Source organism: Arthrobacter sp. 001422645 (assembly GCF_059816125.1).
In genome coordinates, this window is the sequence record NZ_JCBANT010000002.1 from 40487 (window position 1) to 57210 (window position 16724).

The 16724-nt window shown below is 68.0% G+C and carries 16 protein-coding genes; 9 read left to right on the forward strand and 7 right to left on the reverse strand.

Annotation, left to right across the window (positions count from 1 at the left end):
* The first annotated feature begins 50 nt into the window (after nucleotides 1-50).
* From AC6EUH_RS03520 to AC6EUH_RS03535, 4 genes are all read left to right on the forward strand, one after another.
* Nucleotides 51-1223, forward strand: coding sequence for a cytochrome P450 (locus AC6EUH_RS03520; protein WP_499737822.1), 1173 nt, complete (start codon nucleotides 51-53; stop codon nucleotides 1221-1223).
* Complete coding sequence (locus tag AC6EUH_RS03525) at nucleotides 1220-1414, forward strand: ferredoxin (protein WP_499737823.1); 195 nt, start codon at nucleotides 1220-1222, stop codon at nucleotides 1412-1414. The genes AC6EUH_RS03520 and AC6EUH_RS03525 overlap by 4 nt, the downstream gene beginning before the upstream one ends.
* Nucleotides 1411-2658 carry an NAD(P)/FAD-dependent oxidoreductase gene (locus AC6EUH_RS03530; RefSeq protein WP_499737824.1) on the forward strand — a complete coding sequence of 416 codons (1248 nt, stop codon included), beginning with the start codon at nucleotides 1411-1413 and terminating at the stop codon, nucleotides 2656-2658. The genes AC6EUH_RS03525 and AC6EUH_RS03530 overlap by 4 nt, the downstream gene beginning before the upstream one ends.
* Nucleotides 2659-2758: 100 nt before the next feature.
* Entirely contained in the window at nucleotides 2759-3373 is a 615-nt protein-coding gene (locus AC6EUH_RS03535; protein ID WP_499737825.1) for a TetR/AcrR family transcriptional regulator, read from the forward strand.
* 33 nt (nucleotides 3374-3406) lie between these two features.
* Here the strand turns inward: AC6EUH_RS03535 and AC6EUH_RS03540 are convergent, their stop codons facing one another.
* Together AC6EUH_RS03540 and AC6EUH_RS03545 are read right to left on the reverse strand one after the other, a co-directional pair.
* Nucleotides 3407-4222, reverse strand: coding sequence for a CPBP family intramembrane glutamic endopeptidase (locus AC6EUH_RS03540; protein WP_499737826.1), 816 nt, complete (start codon nucleotides 4220-4222; stop codon nucleotides 3407-3409).
* Nucleotides 4223-4268: 46 nt separating this feature from the next.
* Nucleotides 4269-5444, reverse strand: coding sequence for a zinc-dependent alcohol dehydrogenase (locus AC6EUH_RS03545; protein WP_499737827.1), 1176 nt, complete (start codon nucleotides 5442-5444; stop codon nucleotides 4269-4271).
* A 178-nt stretch (nucleotides 5445-5622) separates the two neighbouring features.
* Here AC6EUH_RS03545 and AC6EUH_RS03550 point away from each other — a divergent pair, with 178 nt between their 5' ends.
* From AC6EUH_RS03550 to AC6EUH_RS03560, 3 genes are all read left to right on the forward strand, one after another.
* A complete protein-coding gene (locus tag AC6EUH_RS03550) occupies nucleotides 5623-6096 on the forward strand; it encodes a MarR family winged helix-turn-helix transcriptional regulator (RefSeq protein WP_499737828.1) in 474 nt (157 codons plus the stop codon).
* Between the two features lie 87 nt (nucleotides 6097-6183).
* Complete coding sequence (locus AC6EUH_RS03555; RefSeq protein ID WP_499737829.1) at nucleotides 6184-7641, forward strand: MFS transporter; 1458 nt, start codon at nucleotides 6184-6186, stop codon at nucleotides 7639-7641.
* A 232-nt stretch (nucleotides 7642-7873) separates the two neighbouring features.
* Nucleotides 7874-8947: a TRAP transporter substrate-binding protein gene (locus AC6EUH_RS03560; RefSeq protein ID WP_499737830.1), complete on the forward strand. Its 1074-nt coding sequence runs from the start codon at nucleotides 7874-7876 to the stop codon at nucleotides 8945-8947.
* A gap of 16 nt (nucleotides 8948-8963) precedes the next feature.
* On the opposite strand, the gene AC6EUH_RS03565 is transcribed toward AC6EUH_RS03560, so the two are convergent.
* The 4 genes from AC6EUH_RS03565 to AC6EUH_RS03580 all read right to left on the reverse strand — a co-directional run bounded on the left by AC6EUH_RS03565 (nucleotide 8964) and on the right by AC6EUH_RS03580 (nucleotide 12633).
* Nucleotides 8964-9731 carry a maleylpyruvate isomerase family mycothiol-dependent enzyme gene (locus AC6EUH_RS03565; protein WP_499737831.1) on the reverse strand — a complete coding sequence of 256 codons (768 nt, stop codon included), beginning with the start codon at nucleotides 9729-9731 and terminating at the stop codon, nucleotides 8964-8966.
* Nucleotides 9731-10552 carry a fumarylacetoacetate hydrolase family protein gene (locus AC6EUH_RS03570; protein ID WP_499737832.1) on the reverse strand — a complete coding sequence of 274 codons (822 nt, stop codon included), beginning with the start codon at nucleotides 10550-10552 and terminating at the stop codon, nucleotides 9731-9733. Before AC6EUH_RS03570 ends, AC6EUH_RS03565 begins: the two co-directional genes overlap by 1 nt.
* On the reverse strand, nucleotides 10549-11694 hold the full coding sequence (locus AC6EUH_RS03575) for a cupin domain-containing protein (RefSeq protein WP_499737833.1): 1146 nt from the start codon (nucleotides 11692-11694) through the stop codon (nucleotides 10549-10551). Before AC6EUH_RS03575 ends, AC6EUH_RS03570 begins: the two co-directional genes overlap by 4 nt.
* Nucleotides 11695-11811: 117 nt before the next feature.
* Nucleotides 11812-12633 (reverse strand): IclR family transcriptional regulator, encoded by an 822-nt coding sequence (locus tag AC6EUH_RS03580; protein WP_499737834.1) that lies wholly within the window; start codon nucleotides 12631-12633, stop codon nucleotides 11812-11814.
* Between the two features lie 49 nt (nucleotides 12634-12682).
* Here AC6EUH_RS03580 and AC6EUH_RS03585 point away from each other — a divergent pair, with 49 nt between their 5' ends.
* Entirely contained in the window at nucleotides 12683-14035 is a 1353-nt protein-coding gene (locus AC6EUH_RS03585; protein WP_056428444.1) for an MFS transporter, read from the forward strand.
* On the forward strand, nucleotides 14028-15299 hold the full coding sequence (locus tag AC6EUH_RS03590; RefSeq protein ID WP_056428441.1) for an FAD-dependent oxidoreductase: 1272 nt from the start codon (nucleotides 14028-14030) through the stop codon (nucleotides 15297-15299). The genes AC6EUH_RS03585 and AC6EUH_RS03590 overlap by 8 nt, the downstream gene beginning before the upstream one ends.
* A 180-nt stretch (nucleotides 15300-15479) precedes the next feature.
* Here the strand turns inward: AC6EUH_RS03590 and nagA are convergent, their stop codons facing one another.
* Nucleotides 15480-16721 carry an N-acetylglucosamine-6-phosphate deacetylase gene (nagA, locus tag AC6EUH_RS03595; RefSeq protein WP_499737835.1) on the reverse strand — a complete coding sequence of 414 codons (1242 nt, stop codon included), beginning with the start codon at nucleotides 16719-16721 and terminating at the stop codon, nucleotides 15480-15482.
* Nucleotides 16722-16724: the final 3 nt, after the last annotated feature.

A 16724-nucleotide genomic window follows, 5' to 3' on the forward strand; every position in this document is an offset into this window, starting at 1 on the left:
TGACGGCTTCACCTCACCCACCACCACCCACTATCCGCAAGGAGAGCAGCGTGACTGCACCCACCGAATCAGCCATCGACATCTGGGACGACGACATCCTCGTCGACCCCTACCCCGCCTACGCCGCGCTCCGCGAGCAGGCCGGCGTCGTCCACCTGCCCAAGAACGACCTTTACGTTCTGACGCGCTACGACATCATCCGCGACGTGCTCGGCGATCCGTCGACGTTCTCGTCCACCACGCTCGGCTTCAACCCCATGGTGAACGAGGCGCTGCAGGGCACCTCGCTCGCCTCCGACCCGCCAGTGCACACCCAGCTGCGCGCGACGCTGTCAGAGAATCTCACACCCCGCGCCCTGCGCGGCCTGAAAGTCACCATTGACGAGAAGGCGGACAAGCTCGTCGCCGAACTCGTGGCCAGCGGCAGCTTCGAGGCCATCGACTCCCTGGCCCGCGCCTTCCCGCTTGAAATCGTCGCCGAGCTCATCGGCTTCAGCGGACACGTCAAGGACAACATGCTGCGCTGGGGGCAGGCCGCGATGCAGGTCATTGGGCCGTTGAACCAACGCACCCAGGAGAGCTTCCCGATCGCCGGCGAGCTATACGGCTGGTGCTCTTCCGTCACCGGCGACGACCTCACCCCCGGCTCGATCGGCCGCGGAATCTTCGACGCCGAGTCCCGGGGCGACATCCCCGAGGGCTCCGCGGGGCACATCATCCACCAGTACCTGGGGGCAGGCGTCGACACGACGATCGCGTCGATCGGGAACATCGTCGCTCTGTTCGGCCGCCACCCGGAGCAGCTCCAGCTCGTCCGCGAGAACCCGGAGCTCGTCCCCGCAGCCTTCGCCGAGGTGCTGCGCTACTGGACTCCGCTGCACATCTGGGGCCGCACGGCGACCCGCGACGTGCAGATCGACGGCGTAACGGTTCCCGCCGGCGCCCAGCTGGGCATTCTCCTCGGTGCCGGCAACCGCGACGCCCGCCACTACGAAAATCCCGACGATTTCGACGTGACACGCAACCCCGTGGACCACCTGTCCTTCGGCTACGGGCCGCACGGCTGCGCCGGCCAGGGCCTGGCCAAGCTCGAGGGCCACGCCATCGTCGGCGCCCTCGCACGCCAGATGAAGTCGATCACGATCACCGACGAGGCCCGCGTGCCCAGCAACATGACCCGGAGCATCGAGAAGCTCCACGTTGCCAAGGTGGTGGCCGCATGAGGATCGAACTCGACCGGCCGCGCTGCGAAGGACACGGCCTCTGCGAGGAAGCCGCGCCCAGGCTCATGCACCTCGACGACGACGGCGAACTCCTCATCGATGTCCCGGAGGTGGACGGGGCCGACCTCGACGCCGCCAAGGCCGCGGTCAGGGTCTGCCCCGTCGCCGCGCTCCGGTTGGAGGCGGCATGACAATGCGCCGGATCGTCGTCGTCGGCAACGGCATCGCCGGGCTCACGGCCTGCGACTCGCTGCGCTCGGCCGGCTTCGACGGCGAGCTGACGGTCGTCGGTGCCGAGCCCCACCACCCCTACAGCCGCCCGGCCCTGTCGAAGGCGCTGCTGCACGGTGCTACTGGGAACGGTGCCGACGGGAACGGCGGCGACGGCCTTCAAGCCCACGAACTGCCCGAGCCGACGCACGAAGCGACCGAGCTGCTCGGCGTCAGTGTGTCGGGCCTGGACATCGACGCCCGGATAGTGCGGCTCGACGGCGGCGGCGAAGTGCCGTATGACGGACTTGTCATCGCCTCAGGTTCCCGGGCGAAGCGCCTCGCCCCCACGGAGGGAGCACGTGAGCCGCGGGACGACGGCTTTGCCCCGGAGCTCACCCTGCGAACGATCGAGGACGCGATCACGCTCAAACAGCGCGTCGCGGCGCGCCCGTCGGTCATTGTGGTCGGCGGCGGGCCGCTCGGCATGGAGGTGGCGTCGGGTTGCCTGCAAGCTGGCTGCGACGTCACGCTCGTCTCCGACGTCCAGCCCCTCTCGCGCCAGCTGGGTGGCCATTTGTCCGGGATGTTCACCGCTGCCGCCGCCCGGCGCGGCCTGAGGGTCGTTGGCGGCGGGAAGGCGCGCCTCATCGACTTGGATGAAGGGGCAGACTCCTTCGCCGGGGCGCGGGTGGTCCTGGCCGACGGGACCCAGCTGGAGGCAGAGCTCGTCGTCACGGCCATCGGCGACGAGCCAAACACCGGCTGGCTGGCGGGCTCCACACTCCTGGTCGACGGGTCGCTGCGGGTGGACACCCGCGGCCGGCTCCGGCCGGAGATCGTTGCCGCCGGCGACGTGGCGTCCTTCCCGACCCGCCGCGGAGTACAGCGCGTTCCCTTGTGGACCAGCGCCATCGACCAGGCCAAGGTCGCTGCCGTCGGCCTGCTGCAGGGCGACGCGGCCCCCGAGCTCAACTTCCAGCCGTATTTCTGGACGGAGGGCTTCGGTCTGTCACTCAAATCGGTCGGCTTCACTCCCGTGGCCGGCGCGCCCGACTACTGCGAGTCCGGCAAAGACCCGGAGTCTAGGCTGTTGCGCTGGGAGAACGACGACGGCTCCGGAACCGCCGCGGCGGTCAACTACCGGATCCCCATCCCGAAACTGCGCCGACTGGCCGACGTCGGCCCTGGGGCACTCCGTCCGGCAGCGCCCGCGAACGCCTGAGGCGCGGCGTCGCGCTATACAGCACGTCGGGCCACTTGCCGTGACGCATCTTTTGCTCGTCCGCCGGGCAACTCCCGCACACCATGGATAGGATTGACTCATGTCGTCGTTGCGAGAGGCCCAGAAGCAGCTCACCCGCGACATGATCGTCGACCGCGCGCTCGAGCTCTTCACCGAGAAGGGCTACGCTGCGACCACCATCGACGAGATCGCCGTGGCGGCCGGGACAACCCGGGCGACCTTCTACGCGCACTACCCTTCGCGTGCTGACCTGATGAGGGACTTCATGGCCCGCGTCAACGCCGTGCTCGACCGCGCGGATGGCCCCGACCTGGCGACGACCGCCGCCGGACTCGTCGACGTGGTCCGGGCGGGCGAGCTGGACGGAATCCTTGCCTGGCTCGAATCGCGCGCTGCGCTCTGGCCGGTCTTCCGCCCGTACCTCGACGTGCTCGACGAGGCCGCCGCCGTCGATCCCGAGGTGCGGGCTTTGGTCCGCGGATGGCATGAGGAGGTCATCTCCGACATCGTCCGCGGCATGCACCTGGCCGGCCGCTTCTCCCAAGAAACGCACCACATCCGGGGAACGCTCGCCTTCACCCAGCTCGACTACGTCGCCACGCTCTGGACGCGCCGCAAGCTCGAGCCAAACCGCGACCACGCGCTCGAGGTGCTCGCCGACAGCTGGTACCACCTGCTCTGCGACGAAGACTAATCAGCGCGACGGGCACCTCGTTCCAGGCAGGGCTCAGTACAGGAAAATCGGTAGCCAGTCGCGGTCGTGGGCGTGCACCAGCGCGAGGAACAGGACGAAGTCGAAGGTCAGGTGCACTGTCACAACGTGGGTGAGGGACTTCGTCAGCTTGAAGGTGTAGCCCTGCAGCAGCGCGAAGGGAAACGTCAGAAGCGGCCCCCAGGCCTGGTAGCCGATCTCCCACAGGAATGACGAGAACACTACGGCCTGCAGGATGTTGGCCAGCCAGTCCGGAAAGTGTTGCCGCAACAGGGTGAACATGGTGCAGATGAAGAACAACTCGTCCCAGATGCCTACAGCGTTCACGCCGAGAAAGAGCCGCCAAAAGATGGTCGGGTCGGAGGCATCCGGCCAGTTTTGGTACACCCCGGTGCGGATCAGGTACGCCGGCAGGATGCAGTATCCGAGCAGCACAACGCCGACCAGGTACAGCTTCGCGGTCAGCGGCCATGTGCGGCCGGTGTTCACCGGAAACCTGATGATCCTCTCGCCGTAGACGAAGCGCGACACCAGCCACGGCAGCAGTACGGCCAGGGCGAGGGCGCCGCCCATGAGCACCATGTGCTGGATGCTCAAGTCGGCGTTCAGCGGCACCACGCTGATGATGACCATTCCCGCGGCGATCAGCGCGAGGTGCCGCAGCAACGCGCGGTCGATGAAAGCCGCCGTGACCACGCCCATGGCGAGGACTCCGTAGCCAAGGTCCTTCTCGGCGCCGAACAACAGCACGCCGGACACCGAGGCAAGCCCCGCCGGCACCAGCTTCCAGCTGAGCGCGGTACGGGGACTTTCCGTCGAGACCGATGTCACCTCACCAGCATGTCAGGGCCGACGGCGGCACGCACCGGTTGTCCGGCTACGGCTTCAGCACCACCTTGATGCAGCCGTCTTCCTTTTTCTGGAAGATCTCATAGGCGGCTGCGGCGCCGTCGAGCGAGACCTCGTGGGTTTTGAGGTCCATGACGCCGAGCGGGTCTGCGGCGTCCTCCACCAGCGGGAGCAGCTCGTCCGTCCACCGGCGGACGTTGCACTGGCCCATCCGGAGCTGGATCTGCTTGTCGAACATCGTGAGCAGCGGCATGGGGCTGGCCGTTCCCCCGTACACCCCGCTGAGCGAGACGGTCCCGCCCCGGCGCACGGAGTCGATGGCAGCGTGGAGGACTGTCAACCGGTCGACGCCGGCAGTCTCCATGGCTTTCTTGGCCAAGGCATCGGGCAGCAGGCCCACCGCATTCTGGGCAAAGGCCCCGACGGGCGAATTGTGCGCTTCCATGCCGACGGCGTCGACCACCGCGTCAGGGCCCCGGCCGCCGGTCATCTCGCGAAGCTGGTCGCCGATGTCCTTCGTGAAATCGACCGTCTCCACGCCGTGCCTCTCGGCCATGCGGCGGCGCTCCGGAACCGGCTCGACAGCGATGACCCGCTGGCCGAAGTGCCGGCCGATCCTGCTGGCGAACTGCCCCACCGGACCCAGCCCGAAGACGGCCAGCGTCCCGCCGTCGGGGACGTCTGCGTATTTCACGCCCTGCCAGGCTGTGGGAAGAATGTCGGAAAGGTAGAGGTACCGCTCGTCGGGCAGTTCCTGCCCCACCTTGATCGGCCCGTAGTCGGCGTGGGGCACGCGCAGGTACTCTGCCTGCCCGCCGGGGACCGAGCCGTACAGCTCGGAGAAGCCGAACAGGCTCGCTCCGCTGTTGTGGGCGTGGACCTGGGTGGTCTCGCACTGGGACTGCAGGCCTTGCCTGCACATCCAGCAGTGGCCGCAGGAAATGTTGAACGGGATGACCACCCTGTCGCCGGGCTTGAGGTTCGAGACCGCGGGGCCCACCTCCTGGACGATGCCCATGGGCTCGTGGCCCAGGATGTCGCCGGCTTTCATGTATGGCCCGAGGACCTCGTACAAGTGGAGGTCGGAACCGCAGATCGCCGATGAGGTGATTTTGACGATCGCGTCCGTTGGTTCCTGGATTACCGGGTCCGGAACCTCCTCCACGCTGACCGACCGCTTTCCCTGCCAAGTAAGTGCCCTCATGCCGCTCCTTCAGTCATTACCGGAATTGATAAGTATGCTGACCATCCGATTATTGCTTGTTCCCGCCGCAAAAGGAAAGGCGGCCCCGTCTGCCGGCCGGATGCCCGGGCCCCGTCCGTCGCGCCCCCCGTCACCCGGGCCGCAGGGGCATCGGGGGCCCGGCGCCTATGCTGGTGGCATGGAAAGTGCTGGCGCAAAAGAAGGACCGACGGAGGCTGTGGACCACCGCGCCCTTGCGGTCTCGGTAATCGATATTTCCTCCGATATCCGCCGGAAATCACACAATGACACCGGCGTCCGGCCGCTCTCCAACGGTGTGCTCGAAATCCTCCGGGTCATCGAAAGCCACCCGGGTATCACCGTCGCGGAAGTCGCTTCCCGCCTCGGCCGGCAGTTCAGCAACGTCAGCGTTCAGCTCCGCGAACTGGTCGCCGGGGGCCTTGTCACCCGGGTCCGCGACCCGGCCGACAAGCGCTACGTCGCCCTCCATCCGACGGCGGAATCCCAGCGGATCAAGGCGCTCCTTGAGGGCGCCTGGGCCGAGGCGCTGTCCTCGGCAAGCTCCCGGCTGCTGCCCGAAGAGCGCCAGCAGATCGCGGCCAGCCTGCCCGCCCTGCAGCGGCTCGCGGCGCTGCTCGCCGAGCCCGAGTAGACCGCATCACCGCAATCGCCACCCGGACCACTCCTCAAAGTAGTTATACTTTTGTAAGTATTATTACTTTGAAGGGTGGAATGTGGCGTGGCAACACAGCTAGCAAATGCAGACGTACAGCAGGGGAGCGTGTCCGGGAAGCGGTGGTGGGCGCTGGTGTTCCTTGCCCTCGCGCAATTCATGGTGGTCCTGGACGGCACCATCGTGAACCTGGCACTGCCGCGCCTGCAGACCGAGATGGGCATCAGCGACTCGACGCGTTCCTGGGTGGTCACGGCCTACGCCCTGGCCTTCGGCGCTTTCCTGCTGCTCGGCGGCAGGATCGCGGACTTTTGGGGCCGCAAACGGACGTTCATCGTGGCCGCCGTCGGTTTTGCCGTCGCGTCCCTCATCGGCGGCATCGCGCAGCAGCCGGGGGAACTCATCGGCGCCCGCGCACTGCAGGGTGTGTTCGCCGCGCTGCTGGCCCCTGCCGCCCTGGCGCTCCTGACCGTCGCCTTCCCGGGCGGGAAGGACCGCGGCACGGCGTTCGCGATCTTCGGCTCCATCACCGGCGTCGGCGCCGCCGTCGGCGTGTTGCTGGGCGGGTTCCTGACGGAACACGTGAGCTGGCGCTGGTGCTTCTTCGTGAACGTGCCCATCGCCGTCGTCGCGCTCGTCGGTGTATGGTCACTCGTCAGCGAAAGCAAGGCGCAGGGGTCCACGAAGTACGACTGGCCCGGAGTGGTGCTTGCCGCCCTGGGCCTGGGATCCCTCGTATACGGCTTCACCAACGCGGAACACGGCTGGGACGCTCCCGAAGCCTGGGGTTTCATTGCCGCCGGCGCGGTGCTCATAGCGCTGTTCGTCGCCGTCGAGCGGAAGGTCAAGCACCCTCTGCTGCCACTGCGCGTGGCCACTGAGCGGAACCGCGGGGCGGCGTTCCTGGCCGCGCTCCTGTCCGGCGCGGTCCTCATCGGCGGCATCCTCTTCATCAACTTCTACATCCAGATCGTGCTGGGCTTCGCACCGTTCCTCGCCGGCCTGGCGTCCCTGCCCATGACGGTGGCGCTGATCATCACGGCAGGTGTTGTGGCGAAGAACCTGCCGAAACTGGGCGCAAAGATCCCGACGGCGGCGGGTCCGGTCTTTATGGCGGCTGCGATGCTGTGGCTCACACAGGTCAGCGCCGAGGGGAGCTACTTCGTCACCATGCTGCCTGCGCTGCTCCTGCTGGGGGTCGGCCTGGGCATGGTCTTTGTGCCGATGCAGAACCTCGCCCTGTTCGGGGTGGACCAGGATGATTCCGGCGTGGCCAGCGCCCTGGTCAACGCCTCGCAGCAGATCGGCGGGTCCCTGGGCATCGCCCTGTTCAGCACTATCGCCGCGGCCGCAACAGCCGGCGGAACCACGCTGGCGGCCCTGTCGCGCGGCTACTCCATGGTGTTCCTCTGGGCCGCGGGCGTCGCGATCCTGATCACCCCAATCGCCCTGCTGCTCATCACCATCCACCGCGGGAAATTCGCCGGCACGGACGGTGACGCTCCCGTCGTCCACCTGGGCTGAGGGTCCGGGCCCCGTGCCGCCTTTGGCTCACCGCGGGAATGGGCGGCACGGAGGGGGCGCCTGCCTGAAGGTGTGGACGGCGATGAAAACTGTGACGGACCTGTGAACTGACTATTAGTTGCGGCCTTGGTATGGATGCTGTTTGCCGGGCGGCGTAGCTTGCTAATCAGAGGCTTTCCTGCCGCCGCCCCCAACCGTCGAGGGGGAGCCTCTGAAGACGAAAGAGGCCACCATGAACGCCCGCCGGATCGTTATTGCCATCGCCGCCGGAGCGGCCGTTCTTTCAGCATCTGCCGGATGTAACGCATCCCGCGAGGCGCCGCCGGGCCAGGATGATGCCACGATCCTCAGCATCGCGACCGCTACGGGTCCGGACCGGCCGGGCGCTGTGCAGATCGACGAGTTCGCCCGGCGGGTGAACGAAATTTCCCGCGGCGAAATCCGTATCGACCCGGTGCTGAAGGCGGCCGGCGACGAGGCTGACGCCTGGAACCACGTCGTGGCGCAGTCAGTGGAAGCGGGCGATTTCGACATGGCACTGATCCCTACCCGGACCTGGGAAGGGGAAGGCGTGACATCCTTCGCCGGGCTGTCCGCACCCTTCCTCGTTGACTCTGATGACCTGATGGCCAGGCTGGTTTCCCCCGATGCCGCGGCTGGAATGCTGGCCGGCCTGGACGAAGTCGGGCTGACCGGACTGGCACTCTTCCCGGAGGGGCAACGGCTGCTCTTCTCCTTTGACGGCCCGTTGTTGGCGCCCTCCGACGTGGACGGAAAACTGGTCCGGGCTCCGCGTTCGGAAACCACATACTCCGCGCTGACCTCCCTCGGAGCCCAACCCCGTGCGCTGGTGGGGGACCTGTTCACCGCTGCGTTGGAGGATGGCACCCTGACGGCAGCCGAGTCATCCTACGAGAAAGCCAGTTCGTTTGCGAAGGCCTCAACTGTCGTCGGCAATCTTCCCCTCTACCCCAAGATCAACTCCCTCGTGGTCAATTCGGCCACTCTTACTCACCTGACGGCCAACGAACGCCGCATCCTGCAGGAAGCCGCGACCAAAAGCCGGGATCAAATCACCGCATCCATGACCCCGACAGCCGATTGGGCCGCATCCTTCTGCCAAAAAGGCGGGACGGTGGTCTCCGCAACAGAGGAGCAGATCGCCGCTTTCAAAACCGCCACGGCACCGGTCTATGCCCAGCTTGAAAAGGACCCCGGCACCAAAGCGCTCATCGCAACGATCCGCTCCCTCGCAGCTGAAACCACCGCGTCAACTGAGACCGCGACCTGCTCCCACGTTCACTAGAACATCCCCTGGGGGCTCAGATCCACTTCGGTGCGGCCGGGACCGCGCCGTTTGATGGTCCAGCGCCGTTGGCGCGGGGGCCGGCCGCGGTGACGCCGCCGTTGCCGCGGCCCGCGGCCCATTCGACGACGGCGGCCAGCGGCCCGGAGACCACCGTGGGGGACGCCGTCGTCGTGTCCCCGAAGGTGAGGCCGCGGTCGGTGACCATCACCAGGAGGCCTGCGTCGGTGCCGCGGGTTTTCCAGGCGCCGGTGATGTCCGCCAGGAGCCGTTCCAGGACGGGGACCGGGATGTCCCGGAAGGCTGCACCGTTGGCGAGATCGACGGCGTGCATCCAGACTTCGCGGCTGCGCATCCAGACCGTTTCCGTGGCGGGCACCTCCCGGCCCTGGATGGTCCGGACCTTGTGGTGCCAGGCGTCCTCGGGCAGGTCCCGCCATTCGACGTTCAGGTGCACGGCGGAGTGGTCGAAGAGGTGCCGCAGCGCGATCGGGCTCAGGGTGGCCCCGAAGTTGATCTCGTGGTCCCGGACCTCGGTGGAGGCGTACATCGGGGTTTCCACCCCGGTGGCCGCCCACTCGACCAAGCGGGCGATGGCCCGGGCGTTGTAGCCGATGTGCGCCGTGATGTGCCGGCGGGTCCAGCCCGGCAGCAGCGAATCGCCGTCGAGCTCCGCGTCGGAGAGTTCGTTAAGCTTGCGGGCGAAGAACGCCGTGCCCCGGCGCGCCTGCAGCAGTGCCGCGAGCAGCTCCGGGTCCGTCGTCTGGTCGTGGCGGGCAACCATCAGGCTTCCTTGACCACGCGGTTCTTCAGCTGTCCCAGTCCCTCGATGGTGGTGACCAGGATCTGGCCTTCCTGGAGGTAGCGCTTGGGGTCCTGGGCGTGGCCCACGCCGCCGGGGGTGCCGGTGGCGATGACGTCGCCCGGGTTCAGCGTGATGATGGTCGAGATGTAGGAGACCAGGAACTCGGGCGTGAAGACGACGTCGTTCGTGGGGGTCTGCTGCTGGATGTCACCGTCCACCGCGGTGGTCATGAGGCCGCCGCTGAACTCGTCCTTGGTGACCAGGGCAGGTCCGAACGGGGTGGACTTCTCCCAGGTCTTGCCCTGCAGCCACTGGACGGTGCGGAACTGGTAATCGCGCATGGACACGTCGTTCAGCACGGCGTACCCGGCGATGTGGTCGGCGGCGTCGGCTTCTCTGATCCGGCGGCCCTTCTTGCCGATCACGACGGCGAGTTCGGACTCCCAGTCAACCGTGTCCGATTCCTGCGGCAGGGCCAGGTCGTCGTTCGGGCCGATCAGGGATTCCTGGTACTTGGCGAACAGGGTGGGGAACTCGGGGACTTCCCGGCCCATTTCCTTGATGTGGTTGCGGTAGTTGTGGCCCACGCAGATGATCTTGCCGGGGGAGGGGACCACGGCGTCGAGGTCCGCGCCCTCGAGCGGGTGCGTGGCGCCATTCGCGTTCTGCGCGGTCGCTTCCCATCCTTCTGAGCGGAGCAGGTCTCCGACGTCGGCGAAACCGTCGATCTCGGTCAGGGTGTCGCCGTCCTGGCGCACGGCCTTGGTGACTGTTTCAGTGCGGAGGGTGAGGAGTCTCATTTGTTGTTGCGTCCTTCGATGTAGGTGCGGTTGAAGTTCAGCCGTTCGAAAATGGGGGCGTCGCTGAAGCGGAACAGATCAAACTCCGTTTGAGAAACAGCGTCAGCCTGGAGTGACCACGCGGCCCAGGACGGGACGACGAACAGGTCGCCCTTCGCCAGGGTCCTGGTTTCGCCGTTGAGGACCACGGAGCCGGAGCCCTCGAAAACCTGCCAGACGCTGGAGCCGACCTCGTGGAGCGTCTCGGTGGAGGCGCCGGCGCGGAGGCGGTGGAATTCGGCCCGGATGGTGGGCATCACGTCCCCGCCGGTGGTGGGGTTGGTGAAGCGGACGGCGGCGTGGCCCTGGGACACGGTGGCCGGGTGGCCCTCGTCCTCGAGCAGCAGCTGCTCGCGCAGGGCACGGTCCGTGTATTCCCAGCGGTACGCCGCGATGGGAGAGCTGGTGGTGTCGTCCAGGCCGGAGAGCGGACGCAGGCCGGGTTGGGCCCAGAGCCGCTCGGAACGGGAGATGTCCGGGGTGGCCTCGTCGGTGACGCGTTCGGTACCGAACTCGAAGAAGCCGGCGTCGGCGTAGTGCACGAACGGGATGTCCAGGCCGTCGATCCAGGCCATCGGCTCATCGGTGTCGTTGTGGTGGCCGTGGAAGTTCCAGCCCGGGGTCAGCAGGAAGTCCCCGCGGGACATCCGGACCGGATCCCCGTTCACCACCGTCCAGACACCCTCGCCCTCGACGACGAAGCGGAAGGCGTTCTGGGAGTGGCGGTGCTCCGGGGCGGTCTCGCGGGCACCGAGGTACTGGATGGCTGCCCACAGGGTAGGAGTGGCGTACGGTGTCCCTGCCAGGCCCGGGTTGGCCAGGGCGATGGCGCGGCGTTCGCCGCCGCGGCCCACGGGGACCAGGTCGCCGGCGCGGGCAGCCAGCGGGTACAGGTCGCTCCACCGCCAGACGTGCGGCACCGCCTTGGGGCTCGGGACCATCGGCATCAGGTCCGCGATCTCGGTCCAGAGCGGGATCAGGTTCTCGCGGTCAAAATCCCGGTACAGCTCCTGCAGCTGGGCCGCTTCTTCGGGCGTCGGCTCCGGGGCAGTATGCCCGGCGGCCACTGATTCGTGAGTCGTGTTCTCGGCACTGATGGACACGTGGGCCTCCTCGGTAGGGTCAGAACAGTTTCTTGGCGTAGTTCGACTCTACGGACGGGGCAGTGTGACCCCCAACATATTCTGCTGGTCAGAATTGGGGGAGGGGCGGCCGGGCGCTCAGTCCGGGTCGGCCGGATTCGCTGCGATGTCGATCTCCAGCTGCCGGCACGTTTCCCGCATTGCGGGGACGAGTCCGGCGTCGAACACTTTTCGGAAGCGGGTGGCGGGTGTGGCGACGCTGAGCGCGCCCACCACGTTCCCATGCCGGTTGTGCAGGGCGATGCCGAGGGCGCTCACACCGTCCTCCGTGCCTTCGAAATTGGCGGCGAAACCGTTGTTGCGGATGGATTCCAGCTCGCGCAGGAACGCAGGGTACTCCGCCGCCGGAATGGTGTCCCCGCCGATCTCTGCATTGTTGCTGCGGAAGAGCTGGTCGATCATCGGTGGTTCCAGCTCGGCGAGCATGGCCTTGCCGCCGGAGGTTTTATTGGCAGGCATCACCGTCCCCTGCCGGTCACCCACCCGCAAGACGTTGTTTCCCTCCACCGTGGCCAGGAAGCGCACTTTCGTCCCCACCCGCACCATAAGGTTGACGGTCTCGTTGAGTCGCGCGGAGAGCAGTTCCATGTGCGGCTGGGAGAGCGAGCGGAGGAGCCTGGTCCAGCTCAGCCCGGCCGGCCCGACGCCCATGGCCGGGCCAGGCACGTACCGGCGGTTTTCATCCTGCACGGCGAAGCCCCGGTAGACCAGCATGGCCAGGAGGCGGTGGGCGGTGGACGGCGCCACCCCCAGTTCCTCGGCGGCGTCCTTGAGCCGCAGCGCCCCGCCGTCGCGAAGCAGCTGCAGGAGCTGCAGCGCGTTGTCCACTGCCTCGATGGAGTAGGTGGGCCGCTTCTGGACGGGCTTCCGGGCTGATGCGGGCGGGGGCTTGTTCTGCACATCAGAATTCTATTGTGGTTCACCTGCGGCGGCTAGGACAGTTAGTGGCATGAATCACACACCTCCCGCTGCAGCGCCGCACCGGTCATCGCCGGGGGCCTCCGCCCCCACCACCGCTGATGGGTCTGCATCGCGGTTTTCCAAAGGCTCGGCAGCTGCCGTGCTTGTCTGCTGGCTGCTGGTGGTCTTCGACGGCTACGACCTCATCGTCTACGGCACCGTCCAGTCCTCGCTGATCTCCGAAACCGGCTGGGGCCTGAACAAGGCCACCGCCGGAACCATCGGATCCATGGCTTTCCTCGGGATGATGATCGGGGCGATCTTTGCCGGCCGCATGGCCGACTCGTGGGGCCGCCGCCGGACCATCCTGGGCTGTGCTGTTATCTTCTCGGTCTTCACCGTCCTCTGCGCCTTCGCACCCAACGCCGCCGTCTTCGGCTCCCTGCGGCTCCTCGCCGGCATCGGGCTTGGCGGACTGGTGCCCTCCGCGAACGCCCTTGTTGCCGAACTGGTCCCCACCAAATGGCGGTCCACCATCGCCACCCTGATGATGTCCGGCGTCCCGATCGGCGGGTCCATCGCCGCCCTCGTCGGCATCCAGCTGATCCCGGCCTTCGGCTGGCAGTCGATGTTCCTGGTGGCGGGCCTGGCCCTGGTGATCGTGGTGCCGCTTGGCCTGAAATACCTCCCGGAGACGCTGGCGCCGGTCAGTGCAGCAGACAAGGCCGCCCGTAAGGCGGGCGGCAAGGCCAACACCATCAAGGAGCCGTCCGGCTTCTCCTCCCTGCTCCGCGCCCCGTACCTGGGGGTCAGCATGCTGTTCGCCCTGGCGACGATCGCCACCCTCTTCGCCTGGTACGGGCTGGGCACCTGGCTGCCGAACCTCATGCAGCTGGCCGGTTACAACCTGGGCTCCGCCCTGACCTTCGCCCTCGCCCTCAACCTGGGTGCGGTGGCCGGCTCGGTCATCACGGCCTGGGCCGGGACCCGGTTCGGCCCGGTGCCGACCGCGATCGCCGCGGCCGCCGTCGCCGCCGTCGCGCTGATGGTCCTGGTCACCGGACCGTCAGTCACGGTCGTGTACCTCATGCTGGTCCTGGCCGGCGTCGGAACCCACGGCACGCAGTGCCTCATCATCGCCGCCGTCGCGAGCCACTATCCCGGACACCTGCGGGGAACCGCGCTGGGATGGGCGCTGGGGACGGGCCGCATCGGCGCCGTCGCCGCACCCCAGGTGGGCGGCCTGTTGCTGGCCGCCGGGCTGGGCGTCAATTCCAATTTCCTCGCCTTCGCCGGGGCAGCCGCCATCGCCGCGGTCCTCCTCGCCGCCGTCGGCCTCAAACTCAAGTCCAAATCTTCAATTTCCCCCTCCCTCTCAACAACAGGAGCAAGCAATGTCTGAGCACGTCCAGTCCACCGGTGCAGAGTCCACCGATGTCCTCGTCATCGGAGGGGGAATGGCCGGACTGGCCGGGGCCCTCGCGCTGCGGGAGAACGGCGCCAACGTCACCCTCGTGGAACGGGCCCCCGAATTCGGCGAGGTCGGCGCCGGGCTGCAGATGGCCCCCAACGCCTCCCGCGTCCTGAAGCGCTGGGGCCTGCTGGAAAAGGCACTGGAAATCGGCGTCCAGCCCAAGCACCTGGTCTTCCGCGACGCCGTCTCGGGCGAGGAGCTGACGCGCCAGACCCTCAACGGGGAGTTCGCGGACCGCTACGGCGCACCGTATGTCGTGATCCACCGCAGCGACCTGCACCGGGTCCTGCTCGAAGGCTGCGAGGCGGCGGGCGTCAAGCTGGTCAACGACGTCATGGTGGAGAGTGTGGAAACCGTGAACGGCCGCGGCGTCGCCCACACCGCGGCCGGTGTGGACTACGAGGCCGACGTCGTGATCGGCGCCGACGGACTCAAGTCCACCCTGCGTCCGCTCGTGGCCAGCGATGAGCCCGTCTCCTCGGCCTACGTCGCCTACCGCGGCACCGTTCCGATCACCGAGGACACCCCCAAGGCTGACCTCGAGGACGTCATTGTCTACCTCGGCCCGGACTGCCACCTGGTGCAGTATCCGTTGCGCAAGGGCGAGCTGCTGAACACCGTTGCCGTCTTCAAGAGCCCCTCGTTCGAGCGCGGCGAGGAGCAGTACGGCGGAGTGGACGAGCTCGAGGCGGCGTACAAGGACTGCGTCCCGGCCGTTCAGGAAGCGCTCAAGAACCTGGCCACGGGGATCCGCTGGCCCATGTACGACCGCGACCCGATCGAAAACTGGGTCGCCGGCCGGATGGTGCTGATGGGCGACGCCGCGCACCCGATGCTCCAGTACCTCGCCCAGGGCGCCTGCCAGGCGCTCGAGGACGCCGCAGCGCTGCAGGATGTCAGCAACGGCACCGTCTTCACCGCCGACGGCGTGCACCCGGAAGCCTGGGACGCTGCGATCAAGGAGTTCAACAACAACCGTGCCGGCCGCACCGCACGGGTCCAGCGCACCGCCCGTGTCTGGGGCGAATCCTGGCACGTCGCCGGACTGGCCCGGACGCTGCGCAACCTGCTCTTCAAGAGCCGGAAGGACAACGACTTCCAGTACAACGACTGGCTGTACGGCCAGGACGGCGACGGCGTGCCGGCCGTCCGCGCGGCCCGCTCCGGCCTGGCGGACAAGGTTCCCGCCTGAGCCGGCCGGTTCCCTGATGATCCGGTGCGCTCCTGCCCGGTTGCTTCGCCCCGACACGCCGGAGGACCGGCGTGTCGGGGCGTAGGCGGCCGCTTCGCCCGGCAACCGGGCGGGAACGCACGACGGCGGCGCCCAGCCAGCCCGGCGCGTAGCCAGCCAGCCCGGGAGGCCGCGCCGGTCTCAGGCGGGGGAGTCCAGAATCCGCCCGCCGCGCAGGACCGTCACCAGCTCGAAGCCCGGGTCGACGGCGATAAGGTCGGCGCGCATTCCGGGCCGGAGGCTTCCGATTTCGGTTTCGAGGCCCAGGACACGGGCCGGGACCAGGGTTGCCGCCAGGACGGCGTCGGCCGGGCTCACGCCGGCAGCGATCGTGGTGCGGACAACCTCCAGCAGGGTCGCCGTTCCCCCGGCCAGGGCGCCGTTGCTTCTCAAGGTGGCCACGCCGTCGTGCACCACCACGTCGGAGGGGCCCAGATCGTAGTCGCCGTCGGGCAGCCCGGTTGCCGCCATGGAATCCGTCACCAGCGCGATGTTTCTGGCGCCGACCAGGTCGAACACCATCCGGACCGTCTCCGGGTCGAGGTGGACGCCGTCGGCGACGAGCTCGACGGCGACCGTCCCCGCGGCGGCCAGCCGCAGGCAGGCTGCCGCCGGCCCCGGGCTGCGGTGATGCAGCGGCGGCATGCCATTGAACAAGTGGGTCACCGTCGGCCGGGCCTGCGGCCCGAAAGCCCCTGCCTGCGCCGCGCTGCCCACGAACGCTGCGGCCTCGGTCAGTGAGGCCGCCGCCGTCCGCGCGTCGGCGTCGGTGTGGCCCAGCGAGGGCGTGACACCGTGCTCGGTGAGTATCCGGACCAGCTCGCCGGCGCCCGGAAGCTCGGGTGCGTAGGTCATCGTTTTCAGCACACCGCCGGCGGCCGCCAGCATCTCCCGGAGGAGGCCCGGATCCGGGTCCCGGAGCCAGCGCGGATTCTGCGCGCCGCAGCGGGCGTGGGAGAGGAAAGGGCCTTCGGCATGGACTCCGGCGATGAGACCCTCGGCGGCAAGGACTTCAAGGACGCCGAGGGACCGCAGCAGTTCGTCGGCCGAGGCGGTGACGAGGCTGGCCAGCAGTGTGGTGGTCCCGTGGCGGTGCAGGAAGTCCGCTGCCTCCCGGCACGTTTTGTCGTCACCCGTCGGGAATCCGCCGCCGGCCGCACCATGGCAGTGGAGGTCGACAAGCCCGGGCAGCAGTGAGCTGCCGGGCGGCAGCGGGAGCTCCTCGGTGGCGGGAAACTGCGCGTGATCGTAGCGGCTGCCGGGTCCCGCGTAGGCGATGCGGCCGCCCGTCACCACCACAACGGAGTCCGCGGCACGGGCACCGTCGGTGAGGAGGGCGCCGCGCAGGATGTAGGCAGGGGGGGCGTCGCGGGATTCCGGCATCTG